Here is a 24,475-nt window from a genome sequence, read left to right as displayed (position 1 = left end):
CTCAGGCTTCGCGGAAGCTGTTCACCGGCAGGCCCGGCACATCGACACGGCACTCCATCAGTGCGCCGGCAGGCACCTGCGCCGATCGCTCCGGATCGGGCCGGCCGTGTCCGGCCGAGGTGATGTACAGCGTGCGCAGGTCCTCCCCCCCAAAGCAGACCATGGTGGGGCAGCGCACGGGCGTGTCCAGGCGCTGCAGCACATCGCCCTCGGGACTCAGTTGCAGCACGCAGCCGCCTTCGTACATGGCCACCCAGTAGTTGCCCCGGACGTCGACGCTGGCGCCGTCGGGGCGGCCGCCATAGAGCCTGCCCTCGGCCTTGGGCGCGAAGGCCTTCCACAGCGAGCGCGTGCCCAGCGTGCCGGATTCCAGGTCGAAGGCAAAGCGGTCTATGCGGTGGGCTGGCGTGTCTGCCCAGTACATCCAGTCGTCATCGGGGCTGAAGGCCAGGCCGTTGGCCGTGGTGCAGTCGCCTGCCATGCGCTGAACGGCGTAGCCTCCGGCGCCGTCCGCGCGAAGACACCACAGCGCGGCATCGGGCGCCGTCTTGGGCGAGAACAGTGACCCCGCCCACAGCCGCCCGGCGCGGTCGCAGCGCCCGTCGTTGAGCCGCAGCTGCTGCGGATCATGGTCCAGGCGGGCGATCATTTCGGTGTGTCCCGTGGCGGTGTCCAGCAGGCCGAAGCCATCGCGCAGCCCCACCACGATGCGGCCCCGGTCCGTGGGAGCGCAGCAGCCCGGTTCGCTGGGCGTGGCCCAGCTGCGGTGCAGGCCTGTGGCGGGCTCCCAGGAATGGATGTGCCGGTCCTGGATATCGCACCAGTAGAGCCGGTGTTCCTGCGGGTGCCAGAAGGGGGACTCGCCGAGTGCACTCGGTGGAACAGGGATGCGCTGCACGGCCATGGTCTGCCTCGGAGATGCGGATGAACGGAATTCTAGGAGGTCGGGACGCAACGCAGCAGCGGCAAATGGTTTGATGCATCGGCTAAGGGATATCACCGGCTTGGCTGCGCATAAAAGTATCGAAAGGCACATCTGTCGTACCAGTCCAGGCACGAGGCCGTCGCCACAATGCCTCATCCGCAGCCGGGATGGGAGGCGCGGTGATACAGCATTCAAAGACCAGGGAACAAGGAGACAAAAATGCACGTCTTGCTCAAGGCCAGCCTCACATGGGCCATGGCCACTGCCGCAGCGGGCGCACTCGCCGGCACCGAACTCGTGATCGCCACCGTGAACAACGGCCACATGATCGAGATGCAAAAGCTCACCCCCCGGTTCGAGAAGGCCCACCCCGACATCACGCTCAAATGGGTGACGCTGGAAGAAGGCGTGCTGCGCCAGCGCGTGACCACCGACATCGCCACCAAGGGCGGCCAGTTCGATGTGATGACCGTGGGCATCTACGAGGTGCCGATCTGGTCGAAGAAGGGCTGGCTGCAGCCCATTGCCACCGATGCCGCCTATGACGCGGCCGATCTGCTGCCCACCATCCGCGAAGGCCTGTCCTACGAAGGCAAGCTCTATGCCTCGCCCTTCTATGGCGAAGGCTCCATGCTCATGTACCGCAAGGACCTGGCCGACAAGGCGGGTTTTCAGATGCCCGACAAGCCCACCTGGGAGCAGGTCCGGGAGTTCGCCTCCAAGGTCCACGATCCCAAGGCCGGGGTCTATGGCATCTGCCTGCGCGGCAAGCCGGGCTGGGGGGACAACATGGCCCTGATCACCACCATGGCCAATACCTTCGGCGGCCAATGGTTCGACATGCAGTGGAGGCCGCAGATCGATACACCCGCCTGGAAGAAGGCCGTGGGTTTCTATGTGGACCTGATGAAGGCCTATGGCCCCCCGGGCGCCTCGGCCAACAGCTTCAATGAGAACCTGGCGCTGTTCAACGAGGGCAAGTGCGGCGCCTGGGTGGATGCGAGCATCGCCGCCTCCTTCGTGAGCGACCCCAAGCAATCCAAGGTGGCCGACAAGGTGGCCTATGCGGCTGCACCCATCGCCAGCACGCCCAAGGGATCGACCTGGCTGTGGACCTGGAACCTGGCCATTCCCTCCAGCTCGAAGAAGGCCGATGCGGCCCAGGTCTTCGTGAAGTGGGCCACTTCCAGGGAGTATGTGCAGTTGGTCGCGCAGGAGCACGGCTGGCGTGCCGTGCCCACAGGAACGCGCCAGTCCACCTATGCCAATGCCGAGTTCCAGAAGGTGGCGGGCTTTGCCGCAGCCGAGAAGCGGGCCATCGACAGCGTGAGCCTGACCGATGCGACCGAGCCCAAGTCGCCCTATGCCGGCGTGCAGTACGTCGCGATTCCAGAGTTCCAGGCCATTGGCATTGCCGTGGGGCAGCAGATGAGCGCCGCACTGTCGGGCAAGGTCACGGTGGAGCAGGCACTCAGTACCTCGCAGACGCTGGCCGAACGCGAGATGAGGAAAAGCGGCTACTACAAATGAGGGCCGATAGGACTCCCGACAGGGCAGCGTCCGCCAGGCGCCTGCTGCCCCGCGCCCTGATGGCGCCCGCCGTGGCCGTGCTGCTGTGCTGGATGCTCGTGCCCTTGTTGATGACGATTTATTTCTCGCTCGTCAACTACAACCTCATGCAGCCGGGCGAGCACCGCTTCGCCGGCTGGGACAACTACGCCTTCTTCATCACCGATCCGGACTTCCTGCCCGCCGTGTGGAACACGCTGAACTTCCTGGCCAGCGTGGTTCTGATCACCCTGGTGCTGGGCGTGCTGATCGCTTTGCTGATCAACGAGCCGTTTCCGGGGCGCGGCATCGTGCGGGTGCTGCTGATCTCGCCGTTCTTCGTGATGCCCACGGTCAATGCGCTGCTGTGGAAGCACATGATGATGAACCCGATCTATGGCGTGCTGGCCAGCCTGTGGAGGGCCGTCGGACTGCAGCCCGTGGACTGGCTCACCGAGATGCCGCTGCTGTCCGTCATCGTCATGGTGTCCTGGCAATGGCTGCCCTTCGCCTGCCTGATCTTCATCACCTCGCTGCAGTCGCTGGACCGAGAACAGATGGAGGCGGCGCGCATGGATGGCGCCAACGCCCTGCAGCGCTTTTACTACCTCACGCTGCCCCATCTGGCGCGGCCCATGGCGGTGGTGGTGATGATCGAGATGATCTTCCTGCTCAGCGTGTTCGCAGAGATCGCCATCACCACGGCGGGCGGGCCCGGCAACGAGAGCACCAACCTGACCTACCTGATCTACAAGCAGTCGCTGATGAACTTCGACGTGGGCGTGGCCTCGGCCGGTGCACTGTTTGCCGTGGTGCTGGCCAACATCGTCTCCCTCTTCCTGATCCGCATCGTGGGCAAGAGCCTGGACTGAGGGCATGATGAAAACAAGTTCCTCCACCCTGGTGCGCGCCGCTGCCGCATGGGCCGTGGCACTGCTGCTGTTCTTTCCGCTGGCCTGGCTGTTCCTGACGGCCTTCAAGACGGAACTGCAGGCCATTGCCGTGCCGCCGCTGTTCGTGTTCGAGCCCACGCTGGCCAACTTCGGCGAAGTGCAGCAGCGCAGCGACTACCTGCTGTATGCGCGCAATTCGCTGATCACCAGCCTGGCCTCGACCCTGATCGGCCTGGCCATCGCCGTGCCTGCTGCCTACTCCATGGCGTTCTTGCGCAGCCGCCACACGCGCGACGTGCTCATGTGGATGCTCTCGACCAAGATGATGCCGGCCGTGGGGGCCCTGCTGCCCATCTATGTGCTGGCGCAAGGGGCGGGCTTGCTGGATTCGCTCACCGTGCTGGTCATCGTCTTCACGCTGTCCAACCTGCCCATCATGGTCTGGATGCTCTACAGCGCGCTCAAGGACATCCCCAACGAGATCCTGGAAGCGGCGCGCATGGATGGCGCAGGCCTGTGGGCCGAGTTCCGCCATGTGGTGCTGCCGCTGGCTGTGGGCGGCATCGCATCCACCGGGCTGCTGTGCCTGGTGCTGAGCTGGAACGAGGCCTTCTGGTCGCTGAACCTGAGCAGCGCCAGGGCCGGCACGCTGGCCACGCTGATCGCCTCGTATGCCAGCCCCGAAGGGCTGTTCTGGGCCAAGCTCTCGGCCGCTTCGCTGATCGCCATCGCTCCCATCGTGGTGTTTGGCTGGTTCAGCCAGAAGCAACTGGTGCAGGGCATGACCTTCGGCGCCGTCAAGTAGCCGTCCGGCATCCATTTCGCGGCTTTGTGCTGCACAAGGAAAACCATGGCCTATCTGCAACTTCAGGACATACGCAAGCGCTTCGGAGAGGCGCAGATCATCCGCGGCGTGGACCTCGCCATCGAGCGCGGCGAGTTCATCGTCTTCGTCGGGCCTTCGGGCTGTGGCAAGTCCACGCTGCTGCGCCTGATCGCCGGGCTGGAGAGCATCACTTCGGGGCAGCTGCTGCTCGACGGGCGCGACATCACGCATGCGCCCTCGGGCGAGCGCGACCTGGCAATGGTGTTCCAGAGCTATGCGCTGTATCCGCACATGAGCGTGTACGACAACATGTCCTTCGCGCTGCGCCTGGCCGGCGTGCCGAAAGAGGAGATACGCCGAAAGGTCGGGCAGGCGGCCGAGACGCTCAACCTCACGCCCTATCTGGAACGCAAGCCGCGCGACCTGTCGGGCGGCCAGCGCCAGCGCGTGGCCATAGGCCGGGCCATCGTGCGTGCGCCCAAGGTGTTCCTGTTCGACGAGCCGCTGTCCAACCTCGATGCGGCTCTGCGCGGCAACACGCGGGTGGAAATCCACAAGCTGCACAAGGCGCTGGGCGCCACCACCATCTATGTCACCCATGACCAGGTCGAGGCCATGACCCTGGCCGACCGCGTGGTGGTGTTGCGCGATGGCTGCATCGAACAGGTGGGTGCACCCCTGGCGCTCTACGACCATCCGGCCAACCAGTTCGTTGCGCAGTTCATCGGCATGCCATCGATGAACCTGATCGCCGCCGGGGCACTGCCCGTGTTCTCCGGGGCCACGCAGGGCCGCCTGCCCGCCGACGGCACGCTGGGCATACGCCCCGAGGCCTTGCGCGTGGCCAGAGCGCAGGTCGCACCCGATGCCGCTGCACAGAGACAGGTCATGGGCCGCGTGGACCTGATCGAGGCCTTGGGTGCCGACACGCTGATCCATGTCAGCGTGGGCGGTGCGCAGCTCATCGCGCGCCAGGCCGAGCGCACGCCGCTGGCCGTGGGCGACGCGGTGTCCGTCGCGCTGGACACCGGCTGCGCACTGCACCTGTTCGACCGCCAGGGACGCACGCTGGCAGGCGCCTGAGCGCTTCGCTCCGAGAGGCTGCCCGGCGCAGTCATCCTTTCTTCCTCATCTCCCTCTGGTCACCATGAACGCGATTGTTCCGCATCTTTCCAGACCCACGGTGCTGCACCTGGGCCTGGGTTCCTTTCACCGTGCGCACCAGGCCGCATATCAACAGCGGCTGATCGATGCAGGGGACACGCAATGGGAGCTGGTGGGGGCCAACCTGCGCTCCGACATGGCGCAGACGCTGGAGGCGCTGGCGCGGCAGGGAGGGGCTTACACACTGGAGACGATTGCGCCTGGCGGATCGGTGCGCTACCAACGCATCGAGGCCCTGCGCGAAGTGATCCCCCATGCGCCCGGGCTGGCCGCCGTGATCGCGCGCGGAGCCAGCCCCTGCACGCGTGTCATCTCCCTCACCGTGACCGAGGCGGGCTACTACCTCGATGGCAGCGGCGTGCTGGACACCGGCAGCCCGGAGCTTGCAGCCGACATCGGCCGCATGCGCCAGGGGCAGGTCGGAGAGACGATCTATGGCGTGCTGTGCGCCATCCTGCAGTTGCGCCGCTGTGCACATGCCGGCCCGGTCACACTGCTGAGCTGCGACAACCTGCGCCACAACGGCGATCGCCTGCTGGCCGGCCTGCTGGCCTTCATGCAACTGGCGCAACTGCAGGAACTGGCCGAGTGGGCAGGGCACAACATCAGCTGTCCGAATGCCATGGTCGACCGCATCACCCCGCGCCCGCCGCCGGAGCTGCGCGAGCGCGTGCAGGCCGCGACGGGCTGGGACGATGCGGCCGCCGTGACGGCCGAAAGCTTTTCACAGTGGGTGATAGAGGACCGCTTCGTCGCAGGCCGCCCATCCTGGGAGCGTGTGGGCGTGGAGATGGTGTCTTCCGTGGCCCCCTACGAGGAGGCCAAGATCCGCATCCTCAACGCCAGCCACAGCTGCATTGCCTGGGCCGGCACGCTGGCGGGCCTGCGCTTCATCCACGAAGGCAGTGCCGTGCCGGCGATACGCCAGATGGCATGGGACTATGTGACGCAGGACGTGATTCCCTGCCTTGCAACACCCGGCAAGGCATCGGCCCTGGACCTGCCGGCCTACCGCGACACCGTGCTGGAACGCTTCGGCAACCCTGCGATACGCGACACCAACCAGCGCGTGGCGGCCGACGGCTTTGCCAAGATCCCGGGCTTCATCGCGCCCACGGTGCGCGAGCGCATCGCGCAGGGCGCGTCCATGGATGCCGTGGCCATGCTGCCGGCGCTGTTCCTGGTTTTTCTGCAGCGCTGGCACCATGACACACTGCCCTATGCCTACCAGGATCAGGCCATGGACCCCGCAGTGGCACACGCCATCTGCGCCGCCACCGACCCCGTGGCCGCGCTGTGTGCCGAAGTGCCCTTGTGGGGTGAGGCCGCGGGCCATCCGCATCTGGTGGAGGCGGTCCGCCGTGCCACAGACCGTGTCCATGCTTTTGTCCAACAGGCAGCGAGGTAGAACGCATGCGCATAGCCATCGCGGGCGAAGCCCTGATCGATTTCACCGCCACGGGCGGCCTGGCCTTCCAGGGCCATGAAGGAGGCGCGCCCGCCAACTGCGCCGTGGCCGCCGCGCGGCTCGGGCAGGCCACGGGCTTTGTCTCGCAACTGTCGCGCGATCTCTTCGGCGAGCGCCTTTTCGCGCACCTGCAGGGCAACGGCGTGGACATGCGCCTGGTGCAGCGCTGCGATGCGCCCAGCACGCTGGCCTTTGTCGAGCATGCGCAAGGCACCAACCGCTATGCCTTCTATACGCAGGCAACGGCGGACACGCTGTGGGCACCTGCCGAGCTGCCCGAGTTGCCGCCCGAATGCCGCTATCTGCAGTTCGGCTCCATCGCATTGCTGCACACCCCTGTCGGGCCGCGCATCCTGGACCTGGTGGCGGCTGAGCGCGGGCGGCGCATCATCGTCTTCGACCCGAACGTGCGGCCCACGCTGATCCGCGATGCCCAGGCCTTCCGGCGCGACTGCCTGGGCTGGCTGGCCCAGGCAGACCTGGTCAAGCTCAGCGATGAGGACCTGGCCTTTATCGCGCCCGGCGTTCCGGCGCTGGAGGCCGCCGCGCGCTGGCTGGCGCTGGGTCCCCGGGCCGTGGTGCTCACGCGCGGAGCGGCCGGCGCGACCTTGCTGCGTGCAGGACAGGCGCCTTTGTCGGTGCAGCCGCCGGCCGTGCAACTGGTGGATACCATCGGCGCGGGCGACACCTTTGGCGCGGCGCTGTCGGTTGCGCTGCTGGAGCAGGGTGTCGAGCAGCCGGGCCAGTTGCAGGAACTGCCCGAGAGCGCGTGGCGCCAGGTGCTGCGCTTTGCCGCAACGGCCGCAGCGCTCAACTGCACGCGCGCCGGTGCCCAGCCGCCCCGGCGTGCGGAACTCGATGCCGCGCTGGCAGCCCATCGCGGTGGTTAGCCGCCGCTGGTGATACTGTTTGCCCATGGCCTCTCCAGAAACCTTCACGCCGCCATGACCAGTCCACGCCGCCGCACACCCCGCCAGCGTCACCCTGAACTGGAGCGCGATTTCGTGCGAACGCCTGCGCTGGGCTATGAGGATATGGAGGGCAGCGGCCTGGTGCGCTGCCTGGCACATGGTTTCCCAAGCCCCCTGGTGCGCTGGCATTTCCATGAGGAGTACGAGCTGCACCTCATCACCGACACCTCGGGCCGCGCCTTCGTGGGAGACTGGATAGGCCCCTTCGAGCCCGGCCACCTCGTGCTGTGCGGCCCGCGCCTGCCGCACAACTGGATCTCGTTCGATGCGCCCGATGGGGGCTCGCCTGCACGCGATTACGTGATCCTTTTCAACCACGACCCCATCGCCCGTGCGGCCGAGCAGATCCCGGAGATGCGCGAGGTGCTTCAACTGCTGGACCGTGCGCGCCATGGCATCGAGTTCTTCGGCTTGGCGCAGACGGCGCGCGCGCACTGGGACGCGGTCAGGAGTGCGCGCGGAATGCGCCGCTTCACGGCCTTTTGCGCGCTGCTGTCCGATCTGGCCGAGTGCACCGATTACCGGCTGCTGTCAGCCGTGCAGATGCAGGGCGCCCAGGGCGAGGCTCAGGTGGATCAGATCAACGAGGTGGTCAACCGCATCATGGCGCGCGTGAGCGAGCCGCTGAGCCTGGCCGACGTGGCGGCCGAGCTGGGCATGAGCGAGAGCCGCTTCAGCCGCTTCTTCCGCCGGGCCACGGGCAACAGCTTCACCGACTTCGTCAGCCGTGTACGCATCAACAGCGCATGCCACCTGCTCATGCAGACCGACAGCTTCATCGCCGACATCTGCTACCAGGTGGGCTTCAACAACGTGGCCAACTTCAACAGGCGCTTCCTGGAGATCAAGGGCATGACGCCCTCTGAGTTCCGCCGCCAGGCGGACAGCCGCTTCGGCGCGGGTTGAAGCGACGGGGAAGCGGAATCTGGCGCGCAAGGGTGTGGTATTGCGCGCCACATGGGTAGAGCCCTTATTGCCGCGCTGGCACAGATCGATATGCTGGGCTGCGAAAAACATATGTTCAGCACCGAATCCGTGGCCAGTTTGTGACCACGATCAAGGAATATGTTTTCCTCTGTGCGCAGGGGCGAAACCAGGGTTCCTGACGATATCAATCACAGGGGACCCCATTGTAGAATCCGCCGAATTTTGCGCTTTCAACAACAGAACCACGCCCTCGATATGAAGTTGCTTGCCTCTTTGCTGACGGCTGCCATTCTTGCTGCAGCCCCCGCCTTTCCCGCTTTCTCCGCTGGCGAGGCACCTGCTGCCTCGGCACAGCCGAAGGCGGCCAAGGCCGACCTGGCGAAGGGCGAGGCCAGCTACACCGCCGTCTGCGCGGCATGCCATGCGGCCGACGGCAATTCCACCATCCCGCTGCAGCCCAAGCTGGCCGGCCAGCATCCCGAGTACCTGGTCAAGCAGTTGCTGGAGTTCAAGGGCGACAAGCGCAAGGACCCCGTGATGAAGGGCTTTGCCAGCATGCTCAGCGAGCCTGACATGAAGAACATCGCCGCCTGGCTGCACACGCAAAAGCCCAAGGACGGCTTTGCCAAGGACAAGGACCTGGTGGCCATGGGCGAGCGCATCTACCGCGGTGGCATCCAGGAGCGCAACATTGCTGCCTGCGCGGGCTGCCACAGCCCCAACGGCGCCGGCATTCCAGCCCAGTACCCGCGCCTGGCGGGCCAGCATGCCGACTACACCACGACCCAGCTCACGGCCTTCCGTGACGGCAAGCGCGGCAATAGCATTCAGATGACGCAGGTTGCTGCCAAGCTTAACGATCGCGAAATCAAGGCCGTGGCAGACTACATCGCTGGCCTGCGTTGATGCGATCCCGGGGCCGACGCGGTTCCCAGGGTAATCACCGGGAACCTATTGCTTTATAGACACCCCAAGCCAGGCGGGTCCATCGCATGAATGCAGATGGTCCCGCTTTTTTCATTCGGGTTTTGGCTTTTCGTTCTTCATGTCAGACAACTCTTCCGGTGCCGCTCTTGCTCCCTCCCGCCCGCAGGCCGCGCGCGCGACCCTGGAGCTGCTGGCGTCGATGCGCTTCGCGATCTCGCTGCTGACGGTCATCTGCATTGCCTCGGTGATCGGCACCGTGCTCAAGCAGCATGAGCCGGTGGGCAACTATGTCAACCAGTTCGGGCCTTTCTGGGCCCAGCTGTTCCTCGCGCTCAAGCTCAATGCGGTCTACAGCGCCTGGTGGTTCCTGCTGATCCTGGCCTTTCTGGTGGTCAGCACCTCGCTGTGCGTGGCCCGCCATGCGCCCAAGTACCTGGCCGATCTGCGCAGCTACAAGGAAAACGTTCGCGAACAAAGCCTCAAGGCCTTCGGCCACCGTGCGCAGAACGTGGTGCCCGGCAGCACGCAAGAGGCTGCCAGGCGCCTGGGCCAGCAGCTGGTGTCGGGCGGCTGGAAGGTGCGGCTGCAGCAGCGCGACACGGCGGCCGGTCCCGGCACGGGCTGGATGCTGGCGGCCAAGGCGGGCGCGGCCCACAAGCTGGGCTATATCGCGGCCCACAGCGCCATCGTGCTGATTTGCCTGGGGGGGCTGTTCGATGGCGACCTCATCGTGCGCGCGCAGATGTGGCTGGGAGGCAAAACACCTTATACCGGCGGTGGCCTGATCTCCGAGGTGTCCGAGCAGCACCGGCTGAGCGAGCGCAACCCCACCTTCCGAGGCAACCTGCTGGTGACCGAGGGCGGCACGGCAGGCACGGCCATCCTGTCGCAGTCCGACGGCGTGCTGCTGCAGGAGCTGCCCTTTGCGGTGGAACTCAAGAAATTCATCGTGGAGTACTACTCCACGGGCATGCCCAAGCTGTTTGCCAGCGAGGTCGTCATCCACGACAAGGCCACGGGCGAGAAGCTGGAAAAGCGCATCGAGGTCAACCACCCGGCCAGCTACCGTGGCATCGAGATCTACCAGTCCAGCTTTGACGACGGCGGCTCGTCGGTGAAGCTACGCGCCGTGCCGCTGGAGGCGGGAGCCAAGCCCTTTGATGTCGAGGGCGTGATCGGCGGATCGGACCAGTTCGTGCGCAAGCTCCCGGACGGCAAGGACGAGACAGTGACGCTGGAGTTTGCCGAACTGCGCACCATCAACGTGGAGAACTTCGGCGGTGGCGGCGGGGCCAATGGCAGCGGCACCGATGTGCGCAAGGTGGACCTGAAGCAGGCCATCGACGAGCGCCTGGGCGCGGCCCACAAGACCGTGACCAAGAAGGAGCTGCGCAACATCGGCCCCAGCATCCGCTACAAGCTGCGCGATGCCTCGGGCCAGGCGCGCGAGTTCCAGAACTACATGCTGCCCGTGGACACGGGCGACGGCCAGCGCGCGTTCCTGCTGGGCGTGCGCGACAACCAGGCCGATGCCATGCGCTACCTGCGCATTCCCGCCGATCCCGAAAGCGAGATGGACACCTTCCTGCGCCTGCGCAGCGCGCTGCAGGACCCCAGGCTGCGCGAGCAGGCTGCCAAGGCCTATGTGGCCAAGGCCATCGATTCCTCGCGTGCCGAACTCAGTGGCGCGCTGGCGCAGTCGGCCACCAAGGCGCTGGAATTGTTCGCGGGCCAGACCGACAAGAAGGGGCCGGACGGCAAGCCGCTGGGCGGGCTGCAGGCCATCTCGGACTTCATGGAAAGCAATGTGCCTGCGGCCGAGCGCGAACGTGCGGGCGAGGTGCTGGTGCGCATTCTCAACGGCGTGCTGTTCGAGCTGGCCCAGATCGTGCGCACGCAGGCGGGCCAGGCGCCCCTGGAGCCCAGCGAGCAGACGCAGTCCTTCATGACCCAGGCCGTGTTCTCGCTCAGCGATGCGCAGTTCTACCCCATGCCCATGGTCTTCATGCTGCAGGACTTCAAGCAGGTGCAGGCCAGCGTCTTCCAGGTGGCGCGCGCCCCGGGCAAGAACGTGGTGTATCTGGGCTGCCTGTTCCTGATCATCGGCGTGTTCTGCATGCTGTACGTGCGTGACCGCCGCCTCTGGATCTGGCTCACGCCCCGCGATGGGGAAAGCCATGCCGAAATGGCCTTGTCCACCAATCGCAAGACACTCGATGGTGATAGAGAATTCGCCATGCTGGCCGGCAAGCTGATAGGCGCCGAGCCCATCCACAAGAAATCCCCCGGAGGTTCCGCATGAACACCGCCACTACCACGACGACTTTGACGCTCAACGAGGGCTTCTTCGCCCGCCGCAACTGGTTCGACTGGGTGTTCGCGGCCCTGGTGGCGGCGGGACTGCTGTATGCGCTGCAGCGCTATGGCGAGTACATGGATGTCTACGAAAAGTGCATCCTGGTCGGCACCATTCCCTCGGCCATCTGGCTGGGCTGGTTCTGGCGCCCGCTGCGCGGGCTGATGCTGGTGGTGGCCGGGCTGTCGCTGCTGGCCATCGGGCTCTACCAGGGGCCTGAAGGGGCGCAACTGGCGCGCTCGGACACGGTGTTCGGCCTCAAGTACTTCCTGTCCAGCCAGTCGGCCATTCTCTGGATGAGCATGGTGTTCTTCATGAGCACCGTCTTCTACTGGATCGGCATGTTTGCGCGGGGCGAGGGCACGGCGCTGTCGCTGCTGGGCTCGCGCCTGGCGTGGCTGGCTGTGACGCTGGCGCTGGTGGGCACCATGGTGCGCTGGTACGAGAGCTACCTGATCGGCCCCGATGTAGGCCACATCCCGGTCAGCAATCTCTATGAAGTGTTCGTCATGTTCTGCTGGATGACGGCGCTTTTCTATCTCTATTACGAACAGCACTACGACACGCGCGCCCTGGGCGGCTTCGTGATGCTGGTGGTCAGCGCGGCCGTGGGCTTTTTGCTGTGGTACACGCTGGTGCGCGAGGCGCACGAGATCCAGCCGCTGGTGCCGGCGCTCAAGAGCTGGTGGATGAAGCTGCACGTGCCGGCCAACTTCATCGGCTATGGCACCTTTGCGCTGGCAGCCATGGTCTCCTTTGCCTACCTGATCAAGCAGCAGGCCACGGAGACCCGCTGGTACAAGCTCGCGCCGCTGTGGATGCTGGGTGTGGTGCTGTGCTTCGAGCCCATCGTCTTCCGCCAGGGCGCGACCCAGAACGGCGGCAGCTACTGGATGGTCTACTTCGGCATCTCGGCGCTGATCGTGGCCGGCATCCTGCTGGCGCGCAAGCGCATCGCCGAGCGCCTGCCCAGCTTCGAGCTGCTGGACGATGTGATGTACAAATCCATCGCCGTGGGCTTTGCCTTCTTCACCATCGCCACCGTGCTGGGCGCGCTGTGGGCGGCCGAGGCCTGGGGCGGCTACTGGAGCTGGGATCCCAAGGAAACCTGGGCGCTGATCGTCTGGCTCAACTACGCGGCCTGGCTGCACATGCGCCTGGTCAAGGGCCTGCGCGGCACGGTGTCCGCCTGGTGGGCGCTGGGTGGACTGGCCATCACCACCTTCGCCTTCCTGGGGGTGAACATGTTCCTGTCGGGGCTGCACAGCTACGGCGAGCTTTGAGCCACGGCAGTGGCAGTGGCAAGATAAAGGCAGCGGCATGCGTTCAGGCGCATGCCGCTTTTTCGTGCACCATCGCATCGGTGCCGCAGGGAACTTGCGCGCGCCTGCGAGGCTCCCAATCGCCATATCGCCAGCAATAGCGCCCCGTGCCCGCCGGCACACCAGGAGATTCCCATGCTGATCCGCTCCCACGACAACGGCTTCCAACACCCGCAAGGCAGCGAGATCACGTCCCGGGCCGGCTACCTCAAGCGCCGTGCCTGGCTGCAGTACCTGGCCGCAGGCTCGGCGGGCGCGGCCTTGCCCGGCTGGGCGGCGGGCGTGCAGCGCCCCGGCAAGCTGGCGGCGCTGGCCTCCGTGCCTTCCCAGGTAGTGGGCGCAAACACCATGGACCGTGTCACGGCCTATGCCGATGTGTCCCAGTACAACAACTTCTATGAATTCGGGCTGGACAAGGACGATCCTGCCAAGAATGCGCACACGCTCAAGACCCGTCCCTGGACGGTGAAGATCGAGGGCCTGGTCCAGCAGCCGCAGACGCTGGACCTGGATGCGCTGCTCAAGCTCGCTCCACAGGAAGAGCGCATCTACCGGCTGCGCTGCGTGGAGGGCTGGTCCATGGTGATTCCCTGGGTGGGCTATTCCCTGGCCGAGCTGCTGCGCAAGGTGCAGCCGCTGGGCAGTGCCAAGTATGTGGAATTCGTGACCCTGGCCGACAAGGCGCAGATGCCGGGCCTGCGCAGCGGCGTGCTGGACTGGCCATACACCGAGGGGCTGCGTCTTGATGAAGCCATGCACCCGCTGACGCTGCTGGCCTTTGGCATGTATGGCGAGGTGCTGCCCAACCAGAATGGTGCGCCCGTGCGGCTGGTCGTGCCGTGGAAGTACGGCTTCAAGAGCGCCAAGAGCATCGTCGCCATCCGCCTGACCGACAAGGAGCCGGGCACGGCCTGGAACAAGGCGGCACGCAACGAGTACGGCTTTTATTCCAATGTGAACCCCGACGTGCCGCACCCGCGCTGGAGCCAGGCCACGGAGCGGCGCATTGGCGAAGACGGCCTGTTCGCCAAGAAGCGCAAGACGCAGCTGTTCAACGGCTACGAAGCCCAGGTGGGCCAGCTCTACGCGGGCATGGACCTCAAGAAGTTCTATTGATGTGGCCCATGCAATGACGGCGGTGCAGCGTCTTTTGCTGCACCGGACGGCCAAGCCGCTGGTGTTTCTTGCGTGCCTGCTGCCGTTTGCCTGGCTGCTGGCTGGAGCCATCCTGAACACGCTTGGCGCCAATCCGGCCGAGGCCTTGCTGCGCTCCACCGGCGACTGGACCTTGCGCTTTCTGTGCGTGGTGCTGGCCGTGACACCGCTGCGCCAGGCGCTGGGGCTGACGGCACTGGCGCGCTTCAGGCGCATGCTGGGCCTGTATGTGTTCTTCTACGCGCTGCTGCACCTGCTGTGCTATGCATGGTTCGACATGGGGCTGGACTGGGGCGAGATCGTGCTCGACATCCCGAAGCGCCCATTCATCCTGGTGGGCTTTGCGGCGCTGCTCTTGCTGACCGCTCTGGCGGTGACTTCACCGCACCGTGTCATGCGCGCCATGGGCGGCAGGCGCTGGCAATGGCTGCACCGCTGTATCTATGCGGTCGCGCCGCTGGCCCTGTTGCATTTCTTCTGGATGCGCGCAGGCAAGAACAACTTTGCCGAGGTCGGCGTGTACGCCGCCATTCTTGCGCTGCTGCTGGCCTGGCGCGTGGTCCATGCACTGCGCCGCCGGCGCGCCAGGCGCTAGCCGGCGACGGCGCGCAGGGCAGGGCGCAGCTGGCGGGTCACGGGGTCGATGTCCGCCATGGGCAGCTGGTAGTTGCGCTGGTCGAACAGATCAATGCCGCACTGCAGGCCTTCGAGCCAATTGAACAGGTCGGCAATCGCCTTGGCGCCCATGATGGGCGCGCCGTGCTGGGGCACGATCATGTCGATGGGCAGCTGGCGCGCCATCTGCACCCACAGCCGCAGGATCTTGTTGGAGACCATGTATCGGCGGTGAAAACCTTCCATGCAGGCGATGTGCGGCACGAGGTCGGTCACGGGCACCTGCGCCTCGATGCCGTTCATCAGGGACACGCCCAGATCGCCCGTGAAGAGGATGCGGCTGACCGGGTCGTAGAAGTGGAAGTTGCCTTCGGCATGCAGGAAGTGGGCGGGCAGCAGGTGCAGTTCATGGCGGCCCAGCGGCAGCCGGCCACCGGCGTCCGGCACGCCGATCACGCGGTTTTCGGTCTTGCCGACCTTGGTGAAGTGGGGCGCGAAGCGCTCCCAGATGCGCGAGATCACCAGCTGTGCCTTGGTGCTGGTCATCCAGCGGTCCAGCGAGGCAATGATGTCTGGGTCGGCGTGGGAAGCGATCAGATAGGACAGCTTGTGCGGCGCGAAATGCCGCGACATGCCCATGAACAGTTCGTTGAATGCGAGATTGCCGCCCGGGTCGATGATGGCGCCCGTGTCGTCATCGACGATGAGGAACTGATTGGCCTGTATGGCCTGTCCATCTTCCTCGATGAGGTCGGTGAACATCAGGCAGGCGTGGTTTTTGTCTCGGTAGAGCTCTACGGGCATGGCGGGTTGTCGAGGGACAAGAGAAAGTCACTCTAAGCGCCATGCCTGGCAGCGGTGTTGATGTGCATCAAGCCGCAGCGCGGCTGCCGGCTCAGTCGGCCTGCTGCTTGCGGGAGTCCGTAGTGCCGGTGGGGGTCGAGCTTTCCTCGACGGCGGCACTTGACGGGCCAGCGGGCAAGGTGGTGGGTGCAGGCGCGGGCGTTGCACGCTCGGCCGGGCTGGAAATGCCCAGGGTCTGCGGCAGTGTGGCGCGGTGGCTGGCCGCAGGCGAGCTGGGCAGAAACAGCGGGCCTTTCTGGCCGCAGGCGGCCAGGGACGCCGCACAGGCGCCAAGGGCAATGCACCTGACTAGAATTTGCGAGGCTTTCAACATAAGCGAATTGTAATGACCGACCAAGAATTTCTGGACCTTGCCGAACGACTGCTGCTGGCCGTTGAGCAGGACTGCGATCGCATCAACGATGAAACCGATGCCGACCTCGATGCCCAGCGCGTGGGTGGCATGGTGACCCTGGTCTTTGCCAACCGCAGCCAGATCGTGATCAACCAGCAAAAACCGCTGCACGAAATCTGGCTGGCGGCCAAGGCCGGTGGCTTTCACTACCGCTACGACGCGGCGCAGGGCGCCTGGCTCGATACCAAGGGCGCGGGCGAATTCTTCGCCAACCTGAGCCGCTACGCCACCGAGCAGTCGGGCCTGGCGCTGCAGTTCTCGGCACGCTGATCCGCCGTTATCGGCAGGCTCCATGAAGAAAGCCCGGCATGGCCGGGCTTTCTTGCGTGGTCAATCGCTTGTTGGCGGTCAGTTGCGGAAGAGGTCGAGGATGCGGTTGCGCTCCTCGGTGGCGGGCGGGGGCGTGGCGCCTGCAGCGCCGCCCGTGGAGGCGCTGTCCATGCCCAGGCTGCTGACGCCGCCGTTGCGCGCGTTTTCCTCGTAATACCACTCGCCGCCCATGTTCACGACGCCAGGGGGCACAGGCATCTCTGCCACCGGCACGCCCTTGAGGGCATGCTGCATGAAGCCGATCCAGATGGGCAGGCTCAGGCCGCCGCCCGTCTCGCGGCTGCCCAGGTTGCGCGGCGTGTCGTAGCCGATCCAGGACACGGCGGCCAGCGTGGGCTGGAAGCCTGCGAACCAGGCATCCACCGAGTCGTTGGTCGTGCCCGTCTTGCCGTACAGGTCGGGACGCTTGAGCGTGGACTGTGCGCGTGCTGCCGTGCCCACGCGCGCCACGTCCTGCAGCAGGCTGTCCATGATGAAGGCGTTGCGCGCGTCGATGGCCTGGGGCAGTTCCTGCACCGGGGGCGGCGTGAATTCGGACAGGATGCGGCCCTTGTGATCGGTGACACGGGCAATCAGCCAGGGGTTGACGCGGTGGCCGCCATTGGCGAACACGGAGTAGCCGGCAGCCAACTGCAGCGGCGTGACCGCTCCGGCACCCAGCGCCATGGTCAGGTAGGCCGGATGCTTGGCGGCGTCAAAGCCGAAGCGCGTGACCCACTCCTGGCCCTGCTTGGGTCCCACGGCCTGCAGCAGGCGGATGGAGATCATGTTCTTGGACTTGTTCAAGCCCGTGCGCATGGTCATCGGCCCGTCGTAGCGGCTGTCGTAGTTCTTGGGCTCCCATGGCTGGCCCCCCGTCACGCCGGCGCTGAAGAACAGCGGCGCGTCATTGATCATGGTGGAAGGCGAGAAGCCTTTTTCCAATGCCGCAGAGTAGATGAAGGGCTTGAAGGCCGAGCCGGGCTGGCGCCAGGCCTGGGTCACGTGGTTGAACTTGTTCTTCTGGAAGTCGAAGCCGCCGATCAGGGCGCGCAAGGCGCCTGTCTGGGGGACCAGGGCCACGAAGGCGCCTTCCACTTCGGGCAGCTGCGTGATTTCCCAGGTGTTCTTGGGCGTCTTGACCACGCGGATCACGGCGCCGGGACGGATCTTGATGTTGGGCGGTGCCTTGGGGTTCAGGCCCGATTCGGCGGGTTTCAGGCCTTCACCAGTGATCTCGATCTGCTCGCCGTCGGCGCGTGCCGCCAGGATCTTGCGCGGATTGGCATCCAGCACCACGGCGGCGAGCACATCACCGTTGTCGGGGTGGTTGGCCAGAGTGTCGTCGATGGCGTCTTCACGGTCTTCGGCGTCGGCCGGCAGGGCCACGAACTTTTCGGGACCGCGGTACTTCTGGCGGCGCTCGTAGTCCATGATGCCGCGGCGCAGCGAGGCGTAGGCGGCTTCCTGTTCGCCGGCATTGATGGTGGTGTAGACGTTCAGGCCGCGCGTATAGGCTTCGTTGCCGTACTGGGCAAAGATCAGCTGGCGTGCCATCTCGGCCACGTATTCGGCATGCACGCGGGTGTTGAAGGAGCCCGTGCGGATCTTCAGCGGCTCGGCCTTGGCTTCAGTGGCCTGGGCGGAGGTGATGAAGCCGTTTTCCTCCATGCGCTCGATGATGTAGAGCTGGCGCGAGCGGGCGCGCTTGGGGTTGCTGATCGGGTTGTAGGCCGATGGTGCTTTGGGCAGGCCTGCCAGCATGGCCGCCTCGGCCACCGTGATGTCCTTCAGTGGCTTGCCGAAATAGGCTTCACAGGCAGCAGCAAAGCCATAGGCCCGATTTCCCAGATAAATCTGGTTCATGTAGATCTCGAGAATCTGGTTTTTGCTCAACAGATGCTCTAGCTTAAAAGTCAGTAAGACTTCGTAAATTTTGCGTGTAAAGGTTTTCTCGGAAGACAGATAGACGTTGCGCGCCACCTGCATGGTGATAGTCGATGCGCCCTGGCTTTTCACGCGGCCCAGATTTGCCAGCGCGGCACGGGCCATTCCCTTGTAGTCCACGCCGCCATGCTCGAAAAAGCGCGTGTCTTCAATGGCCAGCACGGCGTCGGTCATCACCTTGGGGATGTCCTGGATGGGAGTCAGCGTGCGCCGCTCCTCGCCGAATTCACCCAGCAGGGCGCCTTCGCTGGAGTACACGCGCAGCGGCAGCTTGGGCCGGTAGTCGGCCAGCTCGGACACGTCGGGCAGGTTGGGGTAGGCCATGGCCAGGGCCACGGCCACGGTCAGCATCAAGGCCAGCGCGCCGGCGACGGCGATGCCCGCCAGCCATAGCAAGGCCTTGGGAAACCAGTGCATGGGCTTGGATGGGGCGGAGCGAGGCTTTGCAGCCTGGGGATCTCGGGAGTCTGAAGACGGCATGTCGCAGGGAGTGCTGAGGAGTGCCGCATTATAAAAATGCGTGCCCCAGAAGGTCGGTAGGAGACGGCTGCACACGGTTGCCAGCATGGCCGCAAGCCAAGCATCCTAAGCCAGGCGTGCAGGCCGACATGCAAGCAGGGGTGCATTCATGTCGCATTTGATGGCCCGCAATAATGTCTGTTTTTGGCCACTAGCGCCTAGCGTGCTCCGGCCGGCATGGTGAGCTGCGCGCAGTCTTGCTGATAGCATTCAACCTATATGTGAAGGTTTGTTGCGTTCTTTACATACACAAGAAGAGGGAGGGCAAGTTGATTGCTATGGGATCCTTATTCAGTCGCCAGCCCGCACCTTTGCTAGGCATCGACATCAGTTCTTCGAGCGCCAAGCTCGTTGAGCTGTCTCGTGCCAAGTCGGGCGAACTGTTGCTGGAGCGCTGTGCCATCGAACCGCTGGAGCGGGGATGGATCACGGACGGCAACATCGAAAAGTTCGATGAAGTGGCAGAGGCTGTACGGCGACTGGTCAAAAAAAGCGGCACGCGGACCAAGAACGTGGCCATGGCCTTGCCGGCCTCGGCCGTGATCACCAAGAAGATTTCGCTGCCGGACGGCATGAGCGAGCAGGAATTGGAGGTCCAGGTCGAATCCGAGGCCAATCAGTACATTCCTTTCTCGCTCGATGAAGTGAGTCTGGACTTCTGCGTCATAGGCCCGTCATCGAATTCACCCGGCGATGTGGACGTGCTCATTGCCGCATCGCGCCGCGAGAAGGTCCAGGACCGCCAGGGCCTGGCCGAGGCGGCTGGCCTCAAGCCGACGGTCATCGACATTGAGCCCCACGCCTCCCGCATGGCGGCTGCACGGCTGATCGAGCGCCTGCCCAATCAGGGCAACAACGCCCTTGTGGCCTTGTTCGAGTTGGGCGCCATGACGACCAGCATGCAGATATTGCGCGACGACGAGGTGCTGTATGACCGGGACCAGGCCTTTGGCGGCGCACAGCTGACGCAACTGATCGCGCGCCAATATGGTTTCTCGCTCGAAGAGGCCGAGTCCAAGAAGCGCAGCGGCGAACTTCCGGAGGACTACGCGTCCGCCGTGCTCAAGCCCTTTGTGCAAAGCATGACGCAGGAAGTGTCGCGCGCACTGCAGTTCTTTTTCACCAGCACGCCCCACAACCGCATAGACCACATCCTGCTGGCAGGCGGCTCGGCCCCACTTTCCGGCCTGTCCGAGGCCATCACGCAGCAAACGGGTTTTGCCTGCAGCCTGGCCAATCCCTTTGATGGAATGGAAGTCGGCAGCGGTGTACGCCTCAAGCGCATGTCGCGCGAGGCCCCCGCCTACCTGACCGCCTGCGGACTGGCCATGCGGAGGTTTGTGTCGTGATTCTGATCAATCTGCTTCCTCACAGAGAAGCAACACGAAAGCGCCGCAAGGAAGCATTCCAGGCCACCATGGTCCTTTCTGCCCTGGTGGGGCTTTTGATCATTGGCGCGGTGTACTGGTGGTACCAGATGATGATCGAGGCCCAGCAGGCCAAAAACAGCATGCTGCGCGCCCAGATCACCGTGCTGGAGTCCCAGATCAAGGAGATCGCCGGGCTGGAGGATGAGATCACGGCCCTGCGTGCACGTCAGAAGGCCGTGGAGGATCTGCAGTCCGACCGCAATCTTCCGGTGCATATGCTCAACGAGCTGGTGGCGCAGTTGCCCGATGGCGTCTACATCACCAGCATCAGGCAGGAAGGTCTGTCTGTGACCATGCAGGGTACGGCGCAGTCCAATGAGCGGGTTTCCGAAATGCTGCGCAATCTGTCCGAGGGTACGCCCTGGCTCTCCAAGCCCGAGCTGGTTGAGATCGTGGCAAGGACAGTCAGTGTCACGCCCAAGGATCAGCGCCGCGCTGCTGCGTTCAATCTGCGCTTTCAACTGACGCGCGCCAGCGTGGCGGAAAAGAGCCTTTCGACGCCGGCCAACCCAGGAAAGCCCCAGTGATGGCCAAGAAGAAAAAGAAAGACATCGACTTCTCCGCACTGCAGGAGAACATCCAGCGACAGTTCCGTGGTCTTGATCCCAATGATCCGTCGCGTTGGCCCATGCTTCCGCAGGCGCTTCTATGCATCGCCATTGCTTTGGGTGTTGCTGCCCTAATGTGGTATGTCCTGATCAAGGACTATGAGGACACGCTGGAGCAGGAGCGCAATACCGAAGTCACACTGCGCCAGGACTTCAGCCAGAAGCTGTCCAAGGCCGTCAGCCTGGATGGCCTGAAGAAGCAGCGTGAACAGGTCCAGCAGTATGTGACGCAACTGGAAAAGCAATTGCCCAGCAAGGCGGAAATGGCTGCGCTGCTCTCGGATATCAATCAGGCAGGGCTGGGTCGCAGCCTGCAGTTTGAAACCTTCCGGCCTGGTGCGATGGTGGTCAAGGAGTACTACGCTGAGCTGCCCATTGCTTTGAAGGTGACTGGTCGCTTTCACGACATCGGATCATTCGCCTCCGATGTGGCCTACCTGTCGCGCATCGTGACCTTGAACAATCTCTCGATCGTGCCCGTGGGCAAGGAGGGAGGTGAGGTCCTGAGCATGGAGGCGACGGCACGGACCTTCCGCTACCTGGATGCGGACGAGGTGCAGGCGCAACGCGCAGCCGCCGGGAAGGGTAAGAAGTAATGAGACATATGCGTTTCAGCGGCTGGCTCATGTTGACTGCCTGCCTGACCGTCTCAGGCTGCTCTTCTTCTGATCAGGAGGAACTGCAGAGCTGGATGGCCCAGGAAAGAGCCAATGCCAAGCCCCGTGTCAAGCCTTTGGAGGAGCCCAAGACCTTCACGCCCCAGGCCTATCTTGGTTCTGATGGCATGGATCCTTTCAATCCCATGAAGCTGATGCAGGTGCTGCGCAGGGAGTCTGCACAGACTAGCGCCAATACCACCCTGATTGCTTCCGAACTCAATCGCCGCAAGGAACCGCTGGAGGCCGAGCCTTTGGATGCAATGACCATGGTCGGCAGTCTGGACAAAAAAGGCGTGCCTACGGCGCTTGTCAGGGTGGGGGCTTTGCTATACCAGGTTCGGGCAGGAAATTACCTGGGGCAGAACTACGGCAAGGTTACCCGGATCACCGAGACGTCCATCCAGTTGCGGGAAATTGTCCAGGACGGCAGCGGCGACTGGATAGAGAGAAATAGCACACTGGAGTTGCAGGAGGGAAGAAAATGATGGGCACACATCGAAGCATGTTGCACAAGGCTCGCTGGGGAATCGCCATAGGCGGTTGGCTGCTTGGCTCCTTGGCATGGGCGCAGTCCACGATAGAGTCGGTCTCCGGCTCGATTCAAGGAGGCACTGAGGTGGTGCGCATCGAGCTTTCCGAAGCGCTGGCTGCGGACCCGACCGGATTTGCAATCCAGTCGCCTGCACGAATCGCACTGGATTTCCCTGGCGCAACCAATGCCACGGGTAAATCGATGGTCGAGCTCAACCAAGGCAACCTGCGCTCCATCAATATCGTGGAGGCATCCGGCCGCTCTCGCCTGGTGCTGAATCTGAAGTCTGCTACGTCCTACCGCACTGAACGCCAAGGCAAGGCGCTGCTGATCCTGTTGGATCCGGTGGCAACGTCTGCCGCAGTAAAGCCTTCTACGCAGCAGGGCGTGTTTGAAGCCAAGACGCCTGTTGGCAGTGATGTCCAACCCATTCGGGATGTTGATTTCCGCCGCGGCAGTGACGGCTCGGGCCGTATCGTCGTGGGTCTGAGCAATAGCCAGGTTGGCGTGGATCTGCGCCGCGAAGGCAAGGAGCTGGTGGTTGATTTCCTGCGCTCCTCTTTGCCTGAAGGGCTGCGGCGCAAGCTGGATGTTGGGGATTTCGGAACGCCGGTGCAGACAATCTCTTCGGTGCAGCAGGGTGAGTCGGTGCGCATGCGCATCGCTCCCGTCGGCGACTGGGAGCACAGCGCCTACCAAAGCGACAGCCAGTTTGTGATCGAGGTCCGCCAGAAAAAGGTGGATGTGAGCAAGCTCACGCAGGGACCCGGCTACAGCGGTGAAAAGCTCTCCCTGAACTTTCAGAACATCGAAGTGCGGTCGCTGTTGCAGGTGATCGCCGATTTCACGAACTTCAATATCGTGACCTCGGACACGGTTTCTGGTGCGTTGACCCTGCGTCTCAAGGATGTTCCCTGGGATCAGGCGCTGCAGATCATCATGGATGCCAAGGGCCTGGGCATGCGCAAGTCGGGCTCGGTGCTCTGGATTGCGCCTAAGGATGAGATCGATGCGCGCACCAAGCGTGACTACGAAGCTGCGATGGAAATCCAGAAACTGGAGCCGCTGCGCACCCAGGGCTTTCAGCTGAACTATGCGAAGGCGGCCGATATTCTGTTGCAAATCACGACGAACACCAGTGGCGGCGGGGTCAGTGGAACTACCACGAGATTTCTTTCCGAGCGTGGCTCCGCAATTTCCGAGCCTCGAACCAACCAACTTTTCGTGACGGACACCCCTGCAAAGCTTGAGGCGATGAAGGCATTGCTGGCGACGCTAGATGTGCCAGTGCGGCAAGTGCTCATTGAAGCGCGTATTGTGGAAGCGCGTGACACGTTCGGACGTGCGCTGGGTGTGCGCCTCGGCGGCGGGGACTTGCGTGCCCAGCGCGGTGGTGATGGCGGCTACAGTATCGGTGGTGACAATCGTGTTGTCTTCGGTACGGGATTCGATAACGCAAATGCCTCTGCAGGTGCGGGGGGCACGGTCAACACTTCGGGCAGCTTTGTGAATCTTCCTGCATCCGTGTCAGGAGTTTCAGGATCTGGCACGTTTGCCATGTCCATCTTCAATGCTGCAGCCAATCGCTTCCTTACGCTGGAACTTTCAGCAATGGAAGCCGATGGACAAGGCAAGATCATTTCAAGCCCTCGTCTCATGACCGCCGACCAGACCAAGGCGCTGATCGAGCAGGGTACGGAGTATCCGTACTCAGTCACCGCACCCAACGGAGCGACCACCATAGCCTTCAAGAAGGCGGTCTTGAAGCTGGAAGTGACGCCGCAAATAACTCCTGAAGGAGATATCATTCTGGATCTGGATATCAACAAGGATTCTCGCGGTGAAACCACGACCCAGGGGGTGGCTATTGACACCAAGCATATCAAGACGCAGATCCTGGTGCAAAACGGCGGCACCGTGGTGATTGGTGGCATCTTTGAACTGGAAGAAACCAATCAGGAAAACAAGATTCCTTTGTTGGGCGATGTGCCTGTGCTGGGAAATCTTTTCAAGAGCCGCTCCAGGGCCTCTTCCAAGAGAGAAATGCTGGTATTCATTACGCCAAAAATGATTTCTGATAGCGCTGCAAAACGCTGAGTGAAAATATAGGGAGATT

General features: G+C 63.8%; 22 protein-coding genes. 18 read left to right on the top strand and 4 right to left on the bottom strand.

Annotation, left to right across the window (positions count from 1 at the left end; all coding sequences use genetic code 11):
• Position 1: 1 nt before the first annotated feature.
• Positions 2-904: an SMP-30/gluconolactonase/LRE family protein gene (locus A4F85_RS26490; protein ID WP_063328285.1), complete on the bottom strand. Its 903-nt coding sequence runs from the start codon at positions 902-904 to the stop codon at positions 2-4.
• Between the two features lie 240 nt (positions 905-1,144).
• Here A4F85_RS26490 and A4F85_RS26485 point away from each other — a divergent pair, with 240 nt between their 5' ends.
• The 12 genes from A4F85_RS26485 to A4F85_RS26430 all read left to right on the top strand — a co-directional run bounded on the left by A4F85_RS26485 (position 1,145) and on the right by A4F85_RS26430 (position 15,077).
• Positions 1,145-2,455, top strand: coding sequence for an ABC transporter substrate-binding protein (locus A4F85_RS26485; protein WP_063328284.1), 1,311 nt, complete (start codon positions 1,145-1,147; stop codon positions 2,453-2,455).
• A complete protein-coding gene (locus tag A4F85_RS26480) occupies positions 2,452-3,345 on the top strand; it encodes a carbohydrate ABC transporter permease (RefSeq protein WP_013800748.1) in 894 nt (297 codons plus the stop codon). Before A4F85_RS26485 ends, A4F85_RS26480 begins: the two co-directional genes overlap by 4 nt.
• 7 nt (positions 3,346-3,352) lie before the next feature.
• Entirely contained in the window at positions 3,353-4,171 is an 819-nt protein-coding gene (locus A4F85_RS26475; RefSeq protein ID WP_063328604.1) for a carbohydrate ABC transporter permease, read from the top strand.
• Between the two features lie 45 nt (positions 4,172-4,216).
• Positions 4,217-5,275, top strand: coding sequence for an ABC transporter ATP-binding protein (locus A4F85_RS26470; protein WP_063328283.1), 1,059 nt, complete (start codon positions 4,217-4,219; stop codon positions 5,273-5,275).
• A 64-nt stretch (positions 5,276-5,339) separates the two neighbouring features.
• The gene (gene dalD, locus A4F85_RS26465) at positions 5,340-6,764 is read left to right on the top strand and encodes a D-arabinitol 4-dehydrogenase (RefSeq protein ID WP_063328282.1); all 1,425 of its coding nucleotides are present in this window, start codon (positions 5,340-5,342) and stop codon (positions 6,762-6,764) included.
• Positions 6,765-6,769: 5 nt separating this feature from the next.
• Positions 6,770-7,714: a carbohydrate kinase family protein gene (locus A4F85_RS26460; protein ID WP_063328281.1), complete on the top strand. Its 945-nt coding sequence runs from the start codon at positions 6,770-6,772 to the stop codon at positions 7,712-7,714.
• 54 nt (positions 7,715-7,768) lie between these two features.
• On the top strand, positions 7,769-8,701 hold the full coding sequence (locus tag A4F85_RS26455) for an AraC family transcriptional regulator (RefSeq protein ID WP_016450966.1): 933 nt from the start codon (positions 7,769-7,771) through the stop codon (positions 8,699-8,701).
• Between the two features lie 276 nt (positions 8,702-8,977).
• The gene (locus A4F85_RS26450) at positions 8,978-9,628 is read left to right on the top strand and encodes a c-type cytochrome (protein ID WP_034397008.1); all 651 of its coding nucleotides are present in this window, start codon (positions 8,978-8,980) and stop codon (positions 9,626-9,628) included.
• Between the two features lie 139 nt (positions 9,629-9,767).
• Positions 9,768-11,951 carry a cytochrome c biogenesis protein ResB gene (locus tag A4F85_RS26445; RefSeq protein WP_063328280.1) on the top strand — a complete coding sequence of 728 codons (2,184 nt, stop codon included), beginning with the start codon at positions 9,768-9,770 and terminating at the stop codon, positions 11,949-11,951.
• Complete coding sequence (gene ccsB / locus A4F85_RS26440) at positions 11,948-13,288, top strand: c-type cytochrome biogenesis protein CcsB (protein WP_012207385.1); 1,341 nt, start codon at positions 11,948-11,950, stop codon at positions 13,286-13,288. Before A4F85_RS26445 ends, ccsB begins: the two co-directional genes overlap by 4 nt.
• Before the next feature lie 174 nt (positions 13,289-13,462).
• Positions 13,463-14,443 carry a protein-methionine-sulfoxide reductase catalytic subunit MsrP gene (msrP, locus tag A4F85_RS26435; protein WP_063328279.1) on the top strand — a complete coding sequence of 327 codons (981 nt, stop codon included), beginning with the start codon at positions 13,463-13,465 and terminating at the stop codon, positions 14,441-14,443.
• Positions 14,444-14,456: 13 nt separating this feature from the next.
• Positions 14,457-15,077, top strand: coding sequence for a sulfite oxidase heme-binding subunit YedZ (locus A4F85_RS26430; protein ID WP_063328278.1), 621 nt, complete (start codon positions 14,457-14,459; stop codon positions 15,075-15,077).
• Here A4F85_RS26430 and A4F85_RS26425 read toward each other — a convergent pair.
• Both A4F85_RS26425 and lptM read right to left on the bottom strand, forming a co-directional pair.
• A complete protein-coding gene (locus A4F85_RS26425; RefSeq protein WP_063328277.1) occupies positions 15,074-15,901 on the bottom strand; it encodes an MBL fold metallo-hydrolase in 828 nt (275 codons plus the stop codon). The two genes, A4F85_RS26430 and A4F85_RS26425, sit on opposite strands and share 4 nt — an antisense overlap.
• Before the next feature lie 91 nt (positions 15,902-15,992).
• A complete protein-coding gene (lptM, locus tag A4F85_RS29915) occupies positions 15,993-16,274 on the bottom strand; it encodes an LPS translocon maturation chaperone LptM (RefSeq protein WP_080518227.1) in 282 nt (93 codons plus the stop codon).
• Between the two features lie 12 nt (positions 16,275-16,286).
• Here lptM and cyaY point away from each other — a divergent pair, with 12 nt between their 5' ends.
• Entirely contained in the window at positions 16,287-16,625 is a 339-nt protein-coding gene (gene cyaY / locus A4F85_RS26420; protein ID WP_012207381.1) for an iron donor protein CyaY, read from the top strand.
• A gap of 78 nt (positions 16,626-16,703) precedes the next feature.
• Here cyaY and A4F85_RS26415 read toward each other — a convergent pair whose 3' ends face one another.
• Complete coding sequence (locus tag A4F85_RS26415) at positions 16,704-19,028, bottom strand: penicillin-binding protein 1A (protein ID WP_013800758.1); 2,325 nt, start codon at positions 19,026-19,028, stop codon at positions 16,704-16,706.
• A gap of 371 nt (positions 19,029-19,399) precedes the next feature.
• On the opposite strand from A4F85_RS26415, the gene A4F85_RS26410 reads away from it, so the two are divergent.
• Genes A4F85_RS26410 through pilQ form a run of 5 tightly spaced genes read left to right on the top strand, consistent with a single transcriptional unit; the run spans position 19,400 to position 24,456 of the window.
• Positions 19,400-20,479: a pilus assembly protein PilM gene (locus A4F85_RS26410; RefSeq protein ID WP_043795715.1), complete on the top strand. Its 1,080-nt coding sequence runs from the start codon at positions 19,400-19,402 to the stop codon at positions 20,477-20,479.
• Entirely contained in the window at positions 20,476-21,087 is a 612-nt protein-coding gene (locus A4F85_RS26405) for a PilN domain-containing protein (protein WP_063328276.1), read from the top strand. Before A4F85_RS26410 ends, A4F85_RS26405 begins: the two co-directional genes overlap by 4 nt.
• The gene (locus tag A4F85_RS26400) at positions 21,087-21,764 is read left to right on the top strand and encodes a type 4a pilus biogenesis protein PilO (protein WP_063328275.1); all 678 of its coding nucleotides are present in this window, start codon (positions 21,087-21,089) and stop codon (positions 21,762-21,764) included. Before A4F85_RS26405 ends, A4F85_RS26400 begins: the two co-directional genes overlap by 1 nt.
• Positions 21,764-22,312, top strand: coding sequence for a pilus assembly protein PilP (locus A4F85_RS26395; protein ID WP_063328274.1), 549 nt, complete (start codon positions 21,764-21,766; stop codon positions 22,310-22,312). Before A4F85_RS26400 ends, A4F85_RS26395 begins: the two co-directional genes overlap by 1 nt.
• Positions 22,309-24,456, top strand: a complete 2,148-nt coding sequence (pilQ, locus tag A4F85_RS26390) for a type IV pilus secretin PilQ (protein WP_082848296.1) — start codon at positions 22,309-22,311, stop codon at positions 24,454-24,456. The genes A4F85_RS26395 and pilQ overlap by 4 nt, the downstream gene beginning before the upstream one ends.
• Positions 24,457-24,475: the final 19 nt, after the last annotated feature.

The sequence above is a fragment of the Delftia sp. GW456-R20 genome (genome assembly GCF_001622915.1).
Taxonomy (GTDB): Bacteria; Pseudomonadota; Gammaproteobacteria; order Burkholderiales; family Burkholderiaceae_C; genus Comamonas; species Comamonas acidovorans.
The sequence above is the reverse complement of the archived record's forward strand: the minus strand, read 5'-3'. Positions and strand labels throughout refer to the sequence as shown.

Excerpts from the sequence above, each read along its gene's own strand:
- A4F85_RS26490 (WP_063328285.1), bottom strand. The coding sequence starts at position 904 with ATGGCCGTGCAGCGCATCCCTGTTCCACCGAGTGCACTCGGCGAGTCC.
- lptM (WP_080518227.1), bottom strand. The coding sequence starts at position 16,274 with ATGTTGAAAGCCTCGCAAATTCTAGTCAGGTGCATTGCCCTTGGCGCC.
- A4F85_RS26480 (WP_013800748.1), top strand. The coding sequence starts at position 2,452 with ATGAGGGCCGATAGGACTCCCGACAGGGCAGCGTCCGCCAGGCGCCTG.
- A4F85_RS26445 (WP_063328280.1), top strand. The coding sequence starts at position 9,768 with ATGTCAGACAACTCTTCCGGTGCCGCTCTTGCTCCCTCCCGCCCGCAG.
- dalD (WP_063328282.1), top strand. The coding sequence starts at position 5,340 with ATGAACGCGATTGTTCCGCATCTTTCCAGACCCACGGTGCTGCACCTG.
- msrP (WP_063328279.1), top strand. The coding sequence starts at position 13,463 with ATGCTGATCCGCTCCCACGACAACGGCTTCCAACACCCGCAAGGCAGC.
- A4F85_RS26475 (WP_063328604.1), top strand. The coding sequence starts at position 3,353 with ATGAAAACAAGTTCCTCCACCCTGGTGCGCGCCGCTGCCGCATGGGCC.
- ccsB (WP_012207385.1), top strand. The coding sequence starts at position 11,948 with ATGAACACCGCCACTACCACGACGACTTTGACGCTCAACGAGGGCTTC.
- A4F85_RS26455 (WP_016450966.1), top strand. The coding sequence starts at position 7,769 with ATGACCAGTCCACGCCGCCGCACACCCCGCCAGCGTCACCCTGAACTG.
- pilQ (WP_082848296.1), top strand. The coding sequence starts at position 22,309 with ATGATGGGCACACATCGAAGCATGTTGCACAAGGCTCGCTGGGGAATC.
- A4F85_RS26425 (WP_063328277.1), bottom strand. The coding sequence starts at position 15,901 with ATGCCCGTAGAGCTCTACCGAGACAAAAACCACGCCTGCCTGATGTTC.
- A4F85_RS26470 (WP_063328283.1), top strand. The coding sequence starts at position 4,217 with ATGGCCTATCTGCAACTTCAGGACATACGCAAGCGCTTCGGAGAGGCG.
- A4F85_RS26415 (WP_013800758.1), bottom strand. The coding sequence starts at position 19,028 with ATGCACTGGTTTCCCAAGGCCTTGCTATGGCTGGCGGGCATCGCCGTC.
- A4F85_RS26460 (WP_063328281.1), top strand. The coding sequence starts at position 6,770 with ATGCGCATAGCCATCGCGGGCGAAGCCCTGATCGATTTCACCGCCACG.
- A4F85_RS26485 (WP_063328284.1), top strand. The coding sequence starts at position 1,145 with ATGCACGTCTTGCTCAAGGCCAGCCTCACATGGGCCATGGCCACTGCC.
- A4F85_RS26450 (WP_034397008.1), top strand. The coding sequence starts at position 8,978 with ATGAAGTTGCTTGCCTCTTTGCTGACGGCTGCCATTCTTGCTGCAGCC.
- cyaY (WP_012207381.1), top strand. The coding sequence starts at position 16,287 with ATGACCGACCAAGAATTTCTGGACCTTGCCGAACGACTGCTGCTGGCC.
- A4F85_RS26400 (WP_063328275.1), top strand. The coding sequence starts at position 21,087 with ATGGCCAAGAAGAAAAAGAAAGACATCGACTTCTCCGCACTGCAGGAG.
- A4F85_RS26395 (WP_063328274.1), top strand. The coding sequence starts at position 21,764 with ATGAGACATATGCGTTTCAGCGGCTGGCTCATGTTGACTGCCTGCCTG.
- A4F85_RS26430 (WP_063328278.1), top strand. The coding sequence starts at position 14,457 with ATGACGGCGGTGCAGCGTCTTTTGCTGCACCGGACGGCCAAGCCGCTG.